Source organism: Stenotrophomonas sp. STEN021, from assembly GCF_056760175.1.
The window spans coordinates 1-15,241 of record NZ_JBRREH010000104.1 but is presented as its reverse complement, the minus strand read 5'-3'; the positions used below and the strand labels follow the sequence as shown (position 1 = coordinate 15,241).

Sequence of the window (15,241 nt, the reverse complement as noted above, 5' to 3'; positions counted from 1 at the left end):
TTCGAATACATCGAGCGGTTCCACAACCCGAGGATGCGACGAAGGGTCGCCAGGCAAGACCAGAAGTTCTCAGCCCTTTTACAACCGTCCGTGATTTCGGGGTAGAACCCCGGCCAGCAGATCGCTGGATGTTGACTCTTGACTTTCGGCATTCTAGGCGCACTATCTTGCAAAGTCTTGCAAGAACTTCCTCAGGCGAGGCCGCGTGACGACGGAACTTGTGGGGGTGGTATGACAGCGCGCCAGCAGGCGATCTTCACACTCGACGAGTTGGCTGCCTACTTGAAAGTCGGCAAGCGGACGCTTTACCGGCTCGCCGCGCACGGGGAAATTCCGGCCTTCAAGGTCGGCGGGACGTGGCGGTTTCGTCAAAGTGAAATCGATCGATGGATCAATGATCAGATCCAAGCAGGCAGAAAGAAGGAGGTGATACGCACAGATGAGCAGCCAAAGTCAGCGGAACACTCCGTGTCGTCTGGGCGCGCTGTCCGTCGCCGCAGGCAAACGGAGTGAGCGAGAGTCTTCAATTTTTCTTCTTGAGGTGTGACATGGACATTGATTTAAAGAAACTGGCTCCCTGGAACTGGTTCAAGAAGGAGCAGGAAGAACAACAGAGCACTGCCTCGCTGCCGGTGCAGCGCAATGACCTGTCGGTGGCGGGTGGGCCCGTCAGTCCCATTCTGCAATTGCATCGCGAGATCGACCGCCTGTTTGACGACGCGTTTCGAGGATTCGGTTTCCCGACGCTGGCCATGCCACGCTGGCCGTCGGAGTGGCCGGGCATGCTGAAGCCGGCGCTGGACATCCAGGAAACGGACAAGCAGTACACGATCGCCCTGGAAGTACCCGGCGTCGAGGAAAAGGACATTCGAATCACGCTCGATAACGATGTGTTGCTGGTGCGCGGTGAAAAGCGTCAGGAGCAGGAAACCAAAGACGGTGGTTTCCACCGGGTGGAGCGCTCCTACGGCAGCTTTCAGCGCGCTCTGAACCTGCCGGCCGATGCCAACCAGGACACGATCAAGGCCGCTTTCAAGAACGGCGTGCTCACGATAACGATGGACAAGCGCGAGGCCAGTACGCCCACGCAGGGGCGCTCGATCCCGATCAATGGCTGACGCCCACCGGCTAGTCCTTTGCAAGAAACCAAGTGAAGGGCGAGGCGCCTTGATCTGCGGTGCCTCGCCCAGTTAACCCTCTCAGGAGCATCAGCATGGCCAGAAAACAATGCCAAGTCTGCGGCCAACCCGCCACGGTGCGGGTGGAAGCCAATCTCAATGGTCGCCACAGCACCATGCTGTTGTGTGACGATCACTATCGCCAACTGGCGCGCCAGCAAAAGCGCACCGTCTCGCCGCTGGAGGCTCTGTTTGGCTCGCGCAGCGGTTTGTTCGAAGACTTCCTCGGCAGCGACTTCTTCCGCATCGGTGACGATGCACCGTCCGTGGCGGCTGATGCCGACGAAGTGGTCGATGCGTCTTTCGGCGAATCCGCTCCCGCAACGGCGGGCACGGCGCGCCGCCGCGGCAGTGGGCTGGCCAGCCGTATCAGCGAACAGTCTGAGGCCCTGTTGCAGGAAGCCGCCAAACATGCTGCCGAGTTCGGCCGGCCCGAAGTCGATACCGAACACCTGCTGCTGGCGCTGACCGACAGCGACGTGGTCAATACCATCTTAGGGCAGTTCAAGATCAAGGTCGATGACCTCAAACGGCAGATCGAATCCGAAGCCAAGCGTGGCGACAAGCCGTTCGAAGGCGAGATCGGCGTGTCGCCACGTGTCAAGGATGCGCTCAGCCGAGCCTTCGTGGCCTCCAACGAGTTGAGTCATTCCTATGTGGGGCCAGAGCACTTTCTGATCGGCCTGGCCGAAGAAGGCGAAGGCTTGGCAGCCAACCTGCTGCGCCGCTACGGGCTCACGCCGCAGGCGCTGCGCCAGCAGGTGAGCAAGGTGGTCGGCAAGGGGGCCGAGGACGGCCGTGCCGAGACGCCGACCAATACGCCGGAACTCGACAAGTATTCGCGCGACCTCACCAAGATGGCGCGCGAGGGCAAGCTCGATCCGGTCATCGGTCGCGCGCAGGAGATCGAGACGACCATCGAAGTGCTGGCCCGGCGCAAGAAGAACAACCCGGTGCTGATCGGCGAACCCGGCGTCGGCAAGACCGCCATCGTCGAAGGGCTGGCGCAGCGCATGGTCGCAGGCGAAGTGCCCGAAACGCTGCGTGACAAGCGCCTGGTCGAACTCAACATCAATGCCATGGTGGCCGGCGCCAAGTACCGCGGCGAGTTCGAGGAGCGCGTGCAGAAGGTGCTCAAGGAAGTGACCGAGCACCAGGGGGAGCTGATTCTCTTCATCGACGAGGTGCACACCATCGTCGGTGCCGGCCAAGGTGGCGGCGAAGGCGGGCTGGACGTGGCCAACGTCTTCAAGCCGATGATGGCGCGCGGCGAGCTGAACCTGATCGGCGCCACCACGCTCAACGAGTATCAGAAGTACATCGAAAAGGATGCCGCGCTGGAGCGTCGCTTCCAGCCGGTGATGGTGCCCGAGCCGACGGTAGCGCAGACCATGATGATTTTGCGCGGCCTGCGCGACACCTTCGAGGCCCACCACAAGGTCAGCATCACCGAGGACGCGATCATTGCCGCCGCCGAGTTGTCCGATCGCTACATCACCGCGCGCTTTTTGCCCGACAAGGCCATCGACCTGCTCGACCAGGCGGCCGCACGCGTGAAGCTGTCGGCCACGGCCCGCCCGGTGGCCGTGCAAGAGCTGGAGGCCGAACTGCATCAGTTGCGGCGCGAACAGGATTACGTGGCCTCGCGCAAGCAGTACGAGAAGGCTTCCGAGCTCGGCAAGCGCATCGAGGCCAAAGAGGCCGAACTAAAGAAGCTCGTCGAGGATTGGGAGCGCGAGCGCGCCTCGGGCAGCGCCGAGGTCAAGGCAGAGCACGTGGCGCAGATCGTCTCGCGGCTGACCGGCATCCCGGTCAACGAGCTGACGGTGGAAGAACGCGAGAAGCTGCTGCATCTGGAACAGCGGCTGCATGAGCGCCTGGTGGGACAGGACGAAGCAGTACGTGCCGTGGCCGATGCCGTGCGGCTGTCGCGCGCGGGCCTGCGCGAAGGCAGCAAGCCAGTGGCCACCTTCCTGTTCCTCGGGCCGACGGGTGTGGGCAAGACCGAACTCGCCAAGGCACTGGCCGAGTCCGTCTATGGCGATGAGGGTGCGCTGCTGCGCATCGACATGTCCGAGTACGGTGAACGCCATACCGTGGCACGCCTGGTGGGCGCGCCTCCGGGTTATGTGGGCTACGACGAGGGCGGCCAGCTCACCGAGAAGGTGCGCCGCAAGCCCTACAGCGTGCTGCTGCTCGACGAGATCGAAAAGGCGCACCCCGACGTCTACAACATCCTGCTGCAGGTGTTCGACGACGGCCGGCTCACCGACGGCAAGGGCCGGGTGGTGGATTTCACCAACACCATCATCATCGCCACCTCGAATCTGGGCTCGGACATCATCCAGCGTCGTCTCAAGGCGCGTGGTGCGGCCGGCGAGGAGTACGAAAAGACCAAGGCCGAGGTGATGGACGTGTTGCGCGGCCACTTCCGGCCCGAGTTTCTCAACCGTATCGACGAGATCATCGTCTTCCATGCGCTGGGCAAGGAGGAGATCCGCCATATCGTCGGCCTGCAGCTCGATCGCGTGGCCCGCAACGCCGCCAGCCAGGGCGTGACGCTCAGCTTCGATCAGACCTTGATCGACCACTTCGCAGAGGAAGGCTACAAACCCGAGTTCGGAGCGCGCGAGCTCAAGCGGCTGATCCGCAGCGAACTGGAGACCGCATTGGCGCGCGAGATGCTGGGTGGCGGTATCGGCAAGGGCGATCACGCCAGCGCCCGCTGGGACGACAAGGCCGAACGCGTCGTCTTCGAGCGCAAGGAGCCACCCGCGCAGCCGGCCGAGCCTGATAAGCCCGATGCCGCGAACGTGGCCGAGGCACCGCCGAACGGCGAGAGCAAGCCTAAGCGCAAGAAGAAGTCAGCGGGCGGCGAATCTTGAGCGATGGGAGGCTGTCGTGTCCGACCCCAACGGGCTGACATTGGCAGCCACCCTCGTGTCGCTGGCGGTCGCTATCCCCACAGCGGGGCACGCGATCATCTACAAGCGTGACCCGCGATCGGCCACGCTGTGGGTACTGCTGATCGCCTTGTTGCCGCTGGGCGGTTCGCTGCTGTATGGGCTGTTCGGCATCAACCGTTACCAGCGGCGGGCGCGGCGGCTTTTTCCGGGAGCAGATCATGCTGTTCGGCAAGGCCTCTCGCCCACGATGCCCGAGGCTGTTTCGGCGCCGCTTGCCGGTCTGGCGCACCTGGTGGGACGCGCCACCGGCCAGTCGCTGACCGGCGGCAACCGCACCGAGCCGCTTGTCGATGGCGAGCAGGCCTACCCGGCCATGCTCGCCGCCATCGAATCGGCGCGGTACAGCGTCGCCCTGGCCTCGTACATCTTCGACAGCCAAGGCATCGGGGCGCAGTTCGTCGATGCGCTGCGCCGGGCTCATGAGCGCGGCGTGCAAGTGCGGGTGCTGATCGACGACGTCTCTGCCCGCTGGACGCACCGCAGCGCCTACCGCGCCTTGCAACGCGCCGGCGTTCCGGCGGCGACGTTCAACCCGACGTTGATTCCCGCGCGCCTGCATGCCGCGCATCTGCGCAATCACCGCAAGCTGCTGGTGATCGATGGCGAGACAGGTTTCACCGGTGGCATGAACATCTGCAGCACGTATTGGCGGCCCGATGCGCCGGGCCAGGCCTGTCACGATTTGCACTTTCGTCTGCGCGGGCCAGTGGTTGCGCATCTGATGGGGTGCTTCACCGATGATTGGTGCGATACCACGGGCGAGCGGCTCAGCGAGGGTTTCTGGGGCGAATCGCCCGCAACGGCTGATGAACAAGGAAACTCTTGGGCGCGCGGCATCGAGGCCGGTCCCGATGACGCCCTGGACCGGATGCGCTGGACCTTCATGGGCGCTTTGAGCGCCGCGAAGCATTCGGTGCGCATCTGGACACCTTACTTCGTCCCCGATCAGCCGATGATCGCGGCGCTGAGCACGGCCGCGATGCGCGGCGTGCGTGTCGAGGTGCTGACACCCGCGAGCTGCGACCATCCTACGGTGCAGTGGGCTGCGCGCGCCCACTACTGGCAGGTGATGGAGCACGGTGTACGCATCTTCGAGCGGCAGGGCCCCTTCGATCACACCAAGCTGATGCTGGTCGATGGCCGATGGTGTTGCCTGGGTTCGGCCAACTGGGACGCGCGCAGCCTGCGCCTCAACTTCGAGTTCAATGTCGAGGTCTACGACGCCACGCTGTGCACACAGCTGGAGGCGCTCTTCGATGCCGCCCTTCATGAGTCCGACGAAGTATCAGTGGTGGCACTGCGCTCCCGCTCGCTGGCCATCCGTTTGCGTGACGGCGCGGCCCGTCTGTTCACCCCCGTTCTTTAGCGACACGACCTTCGCGGAACACGGCCCTTGGAAAAGAAAGATCAATGGAACATCGGCTACTGGATCGTCGCCGGCCTGTTGCTCTTGACGCTGCAAAACTACTTGCAGGCGGCGCAGACCGTCGAGCCCGTGCCCTACAGCGAATTCGAAAAGGCGCTGGCCGGGGGGGGCGGCGCCGAGGTGCTGGTGTCGGACCGCACGGTGACCGGGCGTCTGAAATCGCCGGACAGTCGTGGCAAAGCCACACTCGTGGCCACGCGCGTCGAGCCCGATCTCGCCGAGCGGCTGTCGAAATACGACGTGCCCTATGCCCGCGTGGTGGAAAGCACTTGGCTGCGCGACATCCTGTCCTGGATCTTGCCGGGGGTGGCCTTCTTCGGCGTCTGGTTCTTCCTGTTCCGCCGCTTTGCCGAGAAGCAGGGCATGGGCGGGTTCCTGAGCATCGGCAAGAGCCGCGCCAAGGTGTTCATGGAGAGGAACACTGGCGTGACCTTTGCCGATGTCGCTGGCGTCGATGAAGCCAAGGCGGAGTTGGTTGAGATCGTCGATTTCCTCAAGAATCCGCAGGAGTATGGACGGCTCGGGGCGCGCATTCCCAAGGGCGTGTTGCTGGTCGGCCCACCGGGCACGGGCAAGACCCTACTGGCCAAGGCCGTGGCGGGCGAGGCCGGGGTGCCGTTCTTCTCCATCTCAGGCTCGGAGTTCGTCGAGATGTTCGTCGGCGTGGGTGCGGCGCGCGTGCGCGACCTGTTCGAGCAGGCGCGCGGGCAGGCGCCGGCCATCATCTTCATCGACGAACTCGACGCACTGGGCCGCGCGCGCGGTGTCGGCGGCCCCATCGGCGGCCACGACGAGCGCGAACAGACCCTCAACCAGCTGCTCACGGAGATGGACGGCTTCGACAGTTCGGTGGGGCTGATCATCCTCGCTGCCACCAACCGGCCGGAGATCCTCGATCAGGCCTTGCTTCGCGCCGGTCGCTTCGACCGCCAGGTGCTGGTGGACCGGCCCGACAAGAAGGGACGGCTGGACATCCTGAAAGTCCACGTCAAGAAGGTGACGCTGGCTCAGGATATCGATCTCGAACAGGTGGCGGCGCTGACCACCGGCTTTTCCGGCGCTGATCTGGCCAATCTCGTGAACGAAGCAGCGCTGAACGCGACGCGGCGCAAGGCGCAGGCTGTGGAACTGCAAGACTTCACCGCCGCCATCGAGCGCATCGTGGCCGGCCTGGAAAGGAAGAACCGTGTGCTCAATCCGAAGGAGCGGGAAACCGTGGCCTATCACGAGATGGGCCATGCGCTGGCGGCGCTGGCGCTGCCCGGCACCGACCCCGTGCACAAGATCTCGATCATCCCGCGCGGCATCGGCGCGCTGGGCTACACGCTGCAACGCCCCACCGAAGACCGCTTCCTGATGACGCGCGCCGCTCTGGAACACAAGATCGCCGTGCTGGGCGGTCGTGCGGCCGAGAAGCTCGTGTTCGGCGAGCTGTCCACCGGGGCTGCCGATGACCTCGCACGGGCCACCGACATTGCCCGCGACATGATCACCCGCTTTGGCATGGACGAAGGACTGGGCTACATCGCCTTCGAGGCGCAGCGGCCACGCTTTCTCGATACACCGGAACTGGCCCACGGCGGCTGCCGGGTGGCCGAATCGACCCAGGCGCGCATCGATCAGGCCATCCGCGACATCGTGATGGGCGTGTTCGAGCGCGCCTACCGGATCCTCGACACCAACCGCGCGGTGCTGGAGCGTTGTGCGCGCGAGCTGCTGGCGCGGGAAACGCTCGACGAAAGCGATATCCGTCAATTGACTCAAGGACTTGTTCGGAACTGAAAACTGTAGTAAGAACCATTCAGAGTAAACCGACGGCTCTGTTCAGTGCGTCATCCAATTCGCCGGAATTGTTCAAGGAGAACCGATATGTCTGCATTGACTCCGTGGGACCCCTTCCGGGAACTGGATGAATTGCAAGACCGCCTGGCGACGATGTTGGGACGGACACCCCAGCGACAGGGCGCCCGTACCAGCAACGAAGCCATGACCACGGCGGACTGGGCGCCAATGGTGGACATCAGCGAGGATGAGAACGCATTCATCCTCAAACTGGATCTGCCGGAGGTCCCCAAGGATGCCGTGCGCGTCAGCGCGGAAAACGGTGTGCTCACCATCAGCGGCGAGCGCAAACTGGAGAAAGAGGAGCAGGGCAAGAAGTTCCACCGCATCGAACGTGCGTATGGCCGCTTTGTGCGCAGCTTTGTCTTGCCTGACAACGTTGATCCGACCAAGGTGACGGCTTCGATGAAAGACGGCGCGCTGGAAGTGCGGCTTGTCAAGGCCGAGCAAGCCAAACCGAAACAGATTGAAATCTCAGTCAACTAACTTTAATTAGGAGCCCAAGATCATGAATATCAAACAGCCCCAATCAACCTTCTCCGCACTTGCCCTGGCGGTCGTCGTCGGACTGAGCGGACCGGCCCTGGCCCAATCGGCGGCAGGTTCTAGTCCAGGTGCTGCAGCACACTCTGCCGCATCCAAAGCGGCGCTGCCACAGGTAGATGACAAGGTCGTCCGGGAAGCCGCGAAAAAGCGCGCCGAACTCGCCCAAGATGCAATCACTGCGCTGGCCAAGACCCATGAGGCATTGATCCTCCTTGATGCAAGGAAGACCAAGGAGGCGCTCGCTGCGCTGGAACTGGCCAGCGGAAAGCTGGAACTGGTATTGGCGCGTGACCCAAAACTTGCTTTGGCGCCCGTCGATGCACGCGTCATCACCCATGACATCCACGCCAACGTGGAATCGGTAAAGAAAGCGGTCGAGTTGTCTCGGGAGTTGTTGGATGATGGCGAGGTGCAAAAGGCACGGCCCATTGTTGCCAATCTTGCCAGCGAAATCGTGATCGAAACCGACAACCTGCCGATGGCAACGTACCCGGCAGCGATCAAGTCGGCCGCACGGCTCATCGACAGCGGCAAGATCGACGACGCCAAGGCGGAACTCGCCCGAGCACTGAACACGCTGGTGGTGACCTCGGTCGCCTTTCCTCTGCCCGTGCTACGGGCCGAAGCCGCGATGGCAAAAGCGGAAAAGCTGGCCGAGACCGACAAGCGCGATGCCAAACAGAGCGAGGAGCTCAGCGCCCTGCTGGCCTACGTGCGCACGGAAATCGAGCTGGCGCAGATCCTGGGTTATGGCAAGAAGGCGGACTTCAAGCCCATCTTCGATCAGGTGAAGTCCATTGAGCAAAAGTCGGCTGGTGGCAAAAGCGGCAAGGGATGGTTCGACGAGTTGAAGACGCGCATCCAAACGCTGTTTTGAGGTGATGAAGGGGCTGACTGCTCTGTCGGTCAGTCTCGCGATGTTCGCAGTCAGCCCCAATAGATTCGCCTATTTTCACTAACTCATACGAGGCATATCACCATGAACGAGCAAACATCGAATCCCAATGCGACGAACAAAGAAATAAACGAACAGGCCGCGGTAAGCAGCCTTCCTGTCAGTCCAGAGGCCAAGCCTGAAGTCGTCACGGAGGTACAGCCTGAGGTTCAGAAGGAAACGGACTCGCAGGCGGCAGACAAACGTAAACAAGTCCTCGATGAGGCCGTCTCGGCCTTGGCGCTGACCAAATCAGCGCTGGCCGCACTTGACGGCAAGGACGCTGCACGCGCATTGGCAACGCTGGCCGAAGTGACGGGAAAGCTGGAGCTGATCGTTGCGCGCGAACCCACGCTCGCCCTGGCCCCCGTTGATGTGCGCACCATCGTGCACGACTTGTTCGCCAACACGGAAACCATTGAGGCGATGACCGACGAGGCGCTGGATGCCCTCAAACATGGCGAGGTGCAACAGGCACGTCACGTGCTGGCTTTGCTGGCCAGTGAAATCGTGATCGCGGTCACCAACATCCCTCTGGCGTCCTATCCCGCAGCCGTGAAGTCAGTCGTGCCGCTGATCGATCAGGGCAAGATTGAAGAAGCCAAAGCCGCGCTGCAGGCAGCGCTCAGCACGCTGGTCGAGACGCGCAGCGTGCATCCGCTGCCCGCCCTGCGCGCCAGGCTGCTCCTGAAGCGCGCCGAGACCTTGGTAGAAGATGGTCAGCGGAGCGAAGCGTCCAATGAGCGCCTGGAGACATTATTGAAAGAAGCGCGGCAGCAGTTGGAAATGGCAGAACTGCTGGGCTATGGAAAGAAGAAGGACTTTGAGCCCCTGTATGCTGAACTCAAGAAAGTCAAGCAAAAGACGGCTGGGGGAGGCGGCGGAAAAGGCTGGCTCGATGAAATCAAGGCAAAGCTGTCCAAGTTGTTCTGAAACCGCTGGATAGGGCGTAAGAGGGGCGCGTCGCGCCCCTCTCTTGGCTCAGGAGTGTTTGCTTTTTCACCCCATTAGATCTTTAGGAGATATAGCATGAACACAGACACCATCGCCGATTCCAGTGCGGATGAGCCCACCAAAACACTGTGTTCATTGACCGAAAATTGGTGGATTTTTGCGTTGCGCGGTGTCTTGGCATTGATTTTCGCAGCCCTTGCGTTCTGGATGCCGCAATCGGCTCTGTTGGCCATGACCTTAGTGTTCGGAGCATTTTCCTTGGTCAATGGCGCTTTCAACTTGGTTGCAGCGGTGCGCCATATCCAGAAAAAAGAGCGCTGGGGCTGGCTGCTGTTCAGCGGCATTGTCGGCATACTTACCGGCGTCGTCGTCCTGGTTGCTCCTTGGGTCGCCACGATGGTCATGGCTTCTTTTTTATGGGCTAGCGTGGGGTTCTGGGCGATTTTCACCGGTGTGCTGGAGATATCCGCCGCCGTTCGGCTGCGTCAAGAAATCAAGGGTGAAATCTGGCTTGCCTTCAGTGGACTGCTCTCGATTGTCCTTGGCGCTATCGTCTTGTGGATATTTTTTTCCCGTCCGGTCGAGTCATTCCTGGCCGCAGGCTGGCTGTTGGGCTTCTATGCGGCAGTCTCTGGTGTCACGCTTTTGTTCTTGAGTTGGCGTCTTCGCAAAACGCGCCAGGGATAAGAGCGGGTCAAACTAAATTCTATGGATATGAGCATTTTCGGTTCGTGCCTCCATAGAAATGACATCAAAGGAGTCATGCATGCAGATGCAATATAGCTATCGAGCTATCGACAAAGAGTTTCATGAACCATGGCAGAGAGCTTTGGGAAATGTGATCGAGCACGCCCTCAAGCCATTGCTCGACAAACACACTAAAGATTCAGTGCGACTTCAAATCGTCCTTGATCGCGACAAGATCAAGCGGCAATTTCTGGCCAGTGGCTATATGCACCTGCCCGGCAAAAAGATTGTCAGCGTTACTGCATCACATGACGAGCTGACGCCCCTCGCGCGGAAGCTCGCACAGTCGTTGTTCCGTCAGGCCAAGAAGCATTTTGACCGGCTGCATGCTCAGGACCAAATCAAGCGCAAAGCACGACGCGCTCGCTTGCGCGAGCTTAAGGTGCGAATTGCCGCAAAACCCGCGTCAGCCGCCCATGAGGCCAAAGTGACCCGAATGCCTCTACTGTCGAAACTTGAGGCTGTCGCAAGGCGTGAGCTGGCTTATCTGCGTGCCGTCGGCGATTTACCGCGCGATTATCCGACGCTGCGCGACGTGGTGGATGAAGCGATTGTCCAAGCTGAGGTGGAATGGCAATCCGTGCCGGAAGAAAAAGCGGCTTACTTCGGTCTTCTGAAGCATCTGTTCGCCGTCCTGGATCACGAAGTGGCAAACAGCCGGCAATTTGGCGAATTCGTTTCTCTGGACGCGCCGGTCGAAGCGGATGCCCAGGACGTCGCCGAGGCCATGGTGGAAGAGGAAGTCTTCGAATTTTATCAGCCCGACGACACACTCAGGCTGGCCGATATCATCGCTGACAGTCAGCATCCCGATGCCGCAACGATCGCGGAACAGGAGGAGCTAGTTGATCGGTCGAGCGAGTTCGCTTTTGCATTCGACCTGCTGAAGGACATGCCGCGTTTGTGGCGGCGCATTTTTCTGCTTATCCGTGTGGACGGGCTGGATGCCAGCAGCGTCTCTGAAATCCTGCTGATTCCTAGTAAGGAAGATACTGTCCAAAGGTGGCTGATGCAGGCCGAAGCGTTCATCGCTGCTCATTTGGAAGAGGCCGGAGTAAGCAAAGACGGGAACGATTGGCTCCAAGGCGTTGATTGGTCGGCATTGTCTGTGACCCGAAGCGCGGCAGCCTCACTGTGGTCCAAGGAGGCGAACCATGAAGAATGATCTTCACCTCGTCTGTCCGCATTGCCAGTCCATCAACCGCGTACCGACTGCGAAGCTATCGGAACATCCCAACTGCGGCCGCTGCCAGCAGCCCTTGTTCACGGGCGAACCCATCGAGTTGACCACGGCGACGTTTTCGCGCCACGTGGAGCGCAGCGACCTGCCACTGTTGGTCGATTTCTGGGCACCTTGGTGCGGGCCGTGCAAGATGATGGCCCCGCAATTCCAGCAAGCGGCGCGCCAGCTCGAACCCAGGGTCAGGCTGGCCAAGGTCAATACCGAGGCAGAACCCCACCTGGCCGCGCAGTTCGGCATCCGCAGCATTCCGACGCTCGCCCTGTTCCAGGGTGGGCGGGAGATCGGGCGTCAGGCCGGCGCCTTGGGCGCGCAGGACATCGTGCGCTGGGCATCTGCACAGGTGGGGCGCTGACCGATGCAGGACTTGCTCGGCGCCACCCTGATCCTGCTGGCGGCATGCAGCCTCGCGGCGGTGGCGACGGCGGCGTTCAGAGTACCCGCCTTGCTGGGTTACCTCGCCATCGGCGCCTTGCTGGGCCCGTCGGTCAGCGGTGTAGTCGCGCCGGGAGAAGCGCTTGATTTTCTGTCCGAGCTGGGCGTGGCCCTGCTGCTGTTCATGGTTGGGCTGGAGTTCTCCCTCGGGCACTTCTGGCTTTCCCGTAAAACCGTATTGGCGTCCGGCAGCTTGCAGATGATCGCTGTCGCCACGCCACTGACCTTGATGTTGATGTGGCTGGGACAGCCAGTTCAGAGCGCTGCGTTGCTCAGCACTGCGGCGGCCATGTCGTCCACGGCGCTGGTCAGCCGACAGCTGGCCGACCAAGGCGAGCTCACCACCCGCCACGGCCGCAGCGCCATCGCCGTGCTGGTCTTTCAGGACCTGGCCAGCGTGCCCCTGCTGGCCCTGCTGGCGATCTGGGCGCGCGGCGAGTCGCCGAAGATCGAGAGCGTGCTGCTCGAAGTGTTGGGCGTGCTGATGTTGTTCGCGGCAGCGGCCCTCGCCTCCCGTCGTCTGTTGCATGGCCTGCTGGGCTGGGTGGCGCGGCAGGGCCACGAAGAATCCTTCGTGCTGGTTTCCTTGTGCGTGGTGGTGGCTGCCGCCGCTGCTGCACACGCGGTCGGCGTATCCGCCGCCCTGGGTGCGTTTTTGGCCGGCATGGTGCTGGGCGAGAGCGACTTCCGTCACCACATGGAAAGCCACCTCAAACCGTTTCGCGATGTGTTGTCGGGGGTGTTCTTCGTGACCATCGGCCTGCAGTTGGACGGAGCACAGATTCTTTCGGCACCGCTGACGGTGTTGGCGTGGCTGGCAGTGCTGGTGCCGGTCAAGATCGGGCTCAACACCCTGGCCTTGCGGGCGACGCGCCTATCCGCCCTCGATGCCTGGCGCACGGGCATAGCGTTGGGGCATGGCGGCGAGTTCGCCCTGCTGTTGTTGGGCATGGTCTTGCAGCAGCATCTGATTCCCGCGACCGTCGTACAACCCATGCTGGTCGCGCTGGTGCTCAGCATGGCCTTGGCACCGCTGCTGATCCGCCATCACGATGTACTTGCCCGGTTCTTGAGCCGCACCGGCGGCGTCATTCAGCCACCCCAGGCTGAAGAAGTTGAGATCACTGCGCAGACAGCGCGATTTCGAGACCACGTCATCATTTGCGGCGCGGGCGAGCTTGGCCTGACCGTCAGTGAGATTCTTCGCCACGCCGGCGTGGCGCATCTGCTGCTGGAAGCAGACGAGCAGAAGGTAGAGGCCGAGCGTGCCGCCGGCGTGCCGGTGTTCCATGGCGATGCGAGTCGGCCCGATACCCTGCTGGCTGCCGGGTTGGCACAAGCGCGTCTGGTGGTGCTCACGTTCGCCCATGCCCAGCAAGTGCTGCGCATCGCCCAGGCGATTGCCGAGCGCCGTCCGGCGCTGACCTTGTGGGTGTCATGCGGAAGAACGACCGCGGCCGATGCATTTCGCGCCACGCCCAACGTGCGTGTGTACCAGCAATCCTTTGCCGCAGGCCTTGGGCTGGCGGAACAAGTGATGTCGTCGCTTGGCATGTCGGCCGAGCTCGTCGAACGAAACATCAGTGCGATGCGCCGCCGTCTCGACAGCGGCAATGTCGCAGGGAGTCCATCTGCATGAAGTCAACAGGCCGCAATCCATTTCAGGTGTTCAGTGACCAATGGGCCATCATGAGTTTATACGAGCGCTTCGAGCAGGTCGTCGCCCTCGTTCTGTCGGCGGTAATTGCCGTCATCATCGTGGTGTCGCTGTTCCAGCTCATCGCCATCGTCTTCACGCTGCTGGTCCTCGATGCCTTCAATCCCCTGGATCACAAGGTATTCCAGAGTGTGTTCGGCATGATCATGACGCTCTTGATCGCGATGGAATTCAAGCATTCCATTGTGCGCGTGGCGCTGCGTCGGGACAGCATCATCCAGGTCAAGACCGTGATCCTCATCGGCCTGATCGCGCTGGCGCGCAAGTTCGTGATCCTCGAGCCCGAGGCGAGCCCCGCAAAGATAGCCGCGCTGGCAGGCGCCACGCTGGCTCTGGGTGCGACCTACTGGCTGCTGCGCAAGCGCGGCGACCGCGCCGCCGAGACCTCTGAGCATGACCCGTCATCATCCCAGTGATCCGCGCACGGCGCTGTTGCAACACCGCTGGCTCAACCGCCTGCAGACCGGGCTGTTGGTCCTGACCCTGGTCGGCATCGCAGCCGCAGCAGGGAGACTGCCGTTTGGGGAAGGCGGCCTGTGGCTCGCGCTGTTTGCCGTTGCAGGTGCGTTGCTGCTGGAACCGGTAGCCGCGTCGGCGCTGAGCTTGCGCCTGTACCGCGTACGGGCCTTGCACCCGCAAGAAGCCCACGAGATGTCGACCCTGTTGCGCGAGCTGCCCGCCCGTGCCGGTTTGCCCGCAACGCCGGTGCCGCACCGCACTACGTGCCCAGTGCCGTCGTCAACGCCTTCGCCACCGGATCGAAGCAGGAGGCATCGATCGCCCTCACCGATGGCTTGCTGCGCCGCCTGGCCCACGCGAGCTGGCGGGTGTGCTCGCGCACGAGATCGCGCACATCACCAATGAGGATCTGCGCGTCATGAGGCTGGCGGATTCCGTCAGTCGCCTCACGAGCCTGCTGGCCCTCATGGGACAAATCGCGATCCTGCTCAACCTGCCCGCGCTGCTGGTTGGCGCGGCGGAGGTCTATTGGCCTGGTTTATTGTTATTGGCCGCATCGCCCCAGCTGGCCCTGCTCGCACAGCTCGGCTTGTCTCGCGTGCGTGAGTTCGACGCTGACCGCCTCGCTGCGGAACTGACTGGCGACCCGCAGGGGCTTGCGTCCGCGCTGGCGAAAGTCGAGCGGGGGGTTCACCCCCGTTTTCACGGACACTTACGAGAAGGCCGATCAAGGCCATGAGGAGTGTTCATGTCGAAGCGAAGGAAGTTCAGCACCGAGTTCAAGCGCGGTGCGGTTG

The 15,241-nt window shown here is 62.1% G+C and carries 14 protein-coding genes; all 14 read left to right on the top strand.

Annotated elements, in window-relative coordinates; genetic code table 11:
• Window positions 1-231 precede the first annotated feature (231 nt).
• The 14 genes from ACVOL0_RS18155 to ACVOL0_RS18090 all read left to right on the top strand — a co-directional run bounded on the left by ACVOL0_RS18155 (window position 232) and on the right by ACVOL0_RS18090 (window position 15,183).
• Complete coding sequence (locus ACVOL0_RS18155; RefSeq protein WP_049420578.1) at window positions 232-513, top strand: helix-turn-helix domain-containing protein; 282 nt, start codon at window positions 232-234, stop codon at window positions 511-513.
• Between the two features lie 35 nt (window positions 514-548).
• Window positions 549-1,118 (top strand): Hsp20/alpha crystallin family protein, encoded by a 570-nt coding sequence (locus tag ACVOL0_RS18150; protein ID WP_049420580.1) that lies wholly within the window; start codon window positions 549-551, stop codon window positions 1,116-1,118.
• A 95-nt stretch (window positions 1,119-1,213) separates the two neighbouring features.
• Entirely contained in the window at window positions 1,214-4,063 is a 2,850-nt protein-coding gene (clpK, locus tag ACVOL0_RS18145; protein WP_481550264.1) for a heat shock survival AAA family ATPase ClpK, read from the top strand.
• 16 nt (window positions 4,064-4,079) lie between these two features.
• The gene (cls, locus tag ACVOL0_RS18140) at window positions 4,080-5,510 is read left to right on the top strand and encodes a cardiolipin synthase (RefSeq protein ID WP_049441491.1); all 1,431 of its coding nucleotides are present in this window, start codon (window positions 4,080-4,082) and stop codon (window positions 5,508-5,510) included.
• A gap of 27 nt (window positions 5,511-5,537) precedes the next feature.
• Window positions 5,538-7,352, top strand: coding sequence for an ATP-dependent zinc metalloprotease FtsH (ftsH, locus tag ACVOL0_RS18135; protein ID WP_481550263.1), 1,815 nt, complete (start codon window positions 5,538-5,540; stop codon window positions 7,350-7,352).
• 87 nt (window positions 7,353-7,439) lie between these two features.
• A complete protein-coding gene (gene hsp20-GI, locus ACVOL0_RS18130) occupies window positions 7,440-7,898 on the top strand; it encodes a small heat shock protein sHSP20-GI (protein ID WP_053461217.1) in 459 nt (152 codons plus the stop codon).
• Between the two features lie 22 nt (window positions 7,899-7,920).
• Window positions 7,921-8,835 (top strand): heat resistance protein YfdX1, encoded by a 915-nt coding sequence (gene yfdX1 / locus ACVOL0_RS18125; protein WP_480984753.1) that lies wholly within the window; start codon window positions 7,921-7,923, stop codon window positions 8,833-8,835.
• A 102-nt stretch (window positions 8,836-8,937) separates the two neighbouring features.
• Window positions 8,938-9,825, top strand: coding sequence for a heat resistance protein YfdX2 (yfdX2, locus tag ACVOL0_RS18120; RefSeq protein ID WP_481550262.1), 888 nt, complete (start codon window positions 8,938-8,940; stop codon window positions 9,823-9,825).
• Window positions 9,826-9,921: 96 nt separating this feature from the next.
• Window positions 9,922-10,533 (top strand): heat resistance membrane protein HdeD-GI, encoded by a 612-nt coding sequence (gene hdeD-GI / locus ACVOL0_RS18115; RefSeq protein ID WP_049408526.1) that lies wholly within the window; start codon window positions 9,922-9,924, stop codon window positions 10,531-10,533.
• A 79-nt stretch (window positions 10,534-10,612) separates the two neighbouring features.
• A complete protein-coding gene (locus ACVOL0_RS18110) occupies window positions 10,613-11,758 on the top strand; it encodes a hypothetical protein (protein ID WP_049420592.1) in 1,146 nt (381 codons plus the stop codon).
• On the top strand, window positions 11,748-12,188 hold the full coding sequence (gene trx-GI, locus ACVOL0_RS18105; RefSeq protein WP_012761376.1) for a heat resistance system thioredoxin Trx-GI: 441 nt from the start codon (window positions 11,748-11,750) through the stop codon (window positions 12,186-12,188). The genes ACVOL0_RS18110 and trx-GI overlap by 11 nt, the downstream gene beginning before the upstream one ends.
• A gap of 3 nt (window positions 12,189-12,191) precedes the next feature.
• Window positions 12,192-13,907 carry a heat resistance system K+/H+ antiporter KefB-GI gene (kefB-GI, locus tag ACVOL0_RS18100; protein WP_049420595.1) on the top strand — a complete coding sequence of 572 codons (1,716 nt, stop codon included), beginning with the start codon at window positions 12,192-12,194 and terminating at the stop codon, window positions 13,905-13,907.
• Window positions 13,904-14,401 (top strand): heat resistance protein PsiE-GI, encoded by a 498-nt coding sequence (psiE-GI, locus tag ACVOL0_RS18095; protein ID WP_049441486.1) that lies wholly within the window; start codon window positions 13,904-13,906, stop codon window positions 14,399-14,401. The genes kefB-GI and psiE-GI overlap by 4 nt, the downstream gene beginning before the upstream one ends.
• A gap of 413 nt (window positions 14,402-14,814) precedes the next feature.
• Window positions 14,815-15,183, top strand: coding sequence for a M48 family metalloprotease (locus ACVOL0_RS18090; RefSeq protein WP_481550261.1), 369 nt, complete (start codon window positions 14,815-14,817; stop codon window positions 15,181-15,183).
• Window positions 15,184-15,241 lie beyond the last annotated feature (58 nt).

Excerpts from the sequence above, each read along its gene's own strand:
- ACVOL0_RS18155 (WP_049420578.1), top strand. The coding sequence starts at position 232 with ATGACAGCGCGCCAGCAGGCGATCTTCACACTCGACGAGTTGGCTGCC.
- ACVOL0_RS18150 (WP_049420580.1), top strand. The coding sequence starts at position 549 with ATGGACATTGATTTAAAGAAACTGGCTCCCTGGAACTGGTTCAAGAAG.
- clpK (WP_481550264.1), top strand. The coding sequence starts at position 1,214 with ATGGCCAGAAAACAATGCCAAGTCTGCGGCCAACCCGCCACGGTGCGG.
- hsp20-GI (WP_053461217.1), top strand. The coding sequence starts at position 7,440 with ATGTCTGCATTGACTCCGTGGGACCCCTTCCGGGAACTGGATGAATTG.
- yfdX1 (WP_480984753.1), top strand. The coding sequence starts at position 7,921 with ATGAATATCAAACAGCCCCAATCAACCTTCTCCGCACTTGCCCTGGCG.
- yfdX2 (WP_481550262.1), top strand. The coding sequence starts at position 8,938 with ATGAACGAGCAAACATCGAATCCCAATGCGACGAACAAAGAAATAAAC.
- hdeD-GI (WP_049408526.1), top strand. The coding sequence starts at position 9,922 with ATGAACACAGACACCATCGCCGATTCCAGTGCGGATGAGCCCACCAAA.
- ACVOL0_RS18110 (WP_049420592.1), top strand. The coding sequence starts at position 10,613 with ATGCAGATGCAATATAGCTATCGAGCTATCGACAAAGAGTTTCATGAA.
- trx-GI (WP_012761376.1), top strand. The coding sequence starts at position 11,748 with ATGAAGAATGATCTTCACCTCGTCTGTCCGCATTGCCAGTCCATCAAC.
- kefB-GI (WP_049420595.1), top strand. The coding sequence starts at position 12,192 with ATGCAGGACTTGCTCGGCGCCACCCTGATCCTGCTGGCGGCATGCAGC.
- psiE-GI (WP_049441486.1), top strand. The coding sequence starts at position 13,904 with ATGAAGTCAACAGGCCGCAATCCATTTCAGGTGTTCAGTGACCAATGG.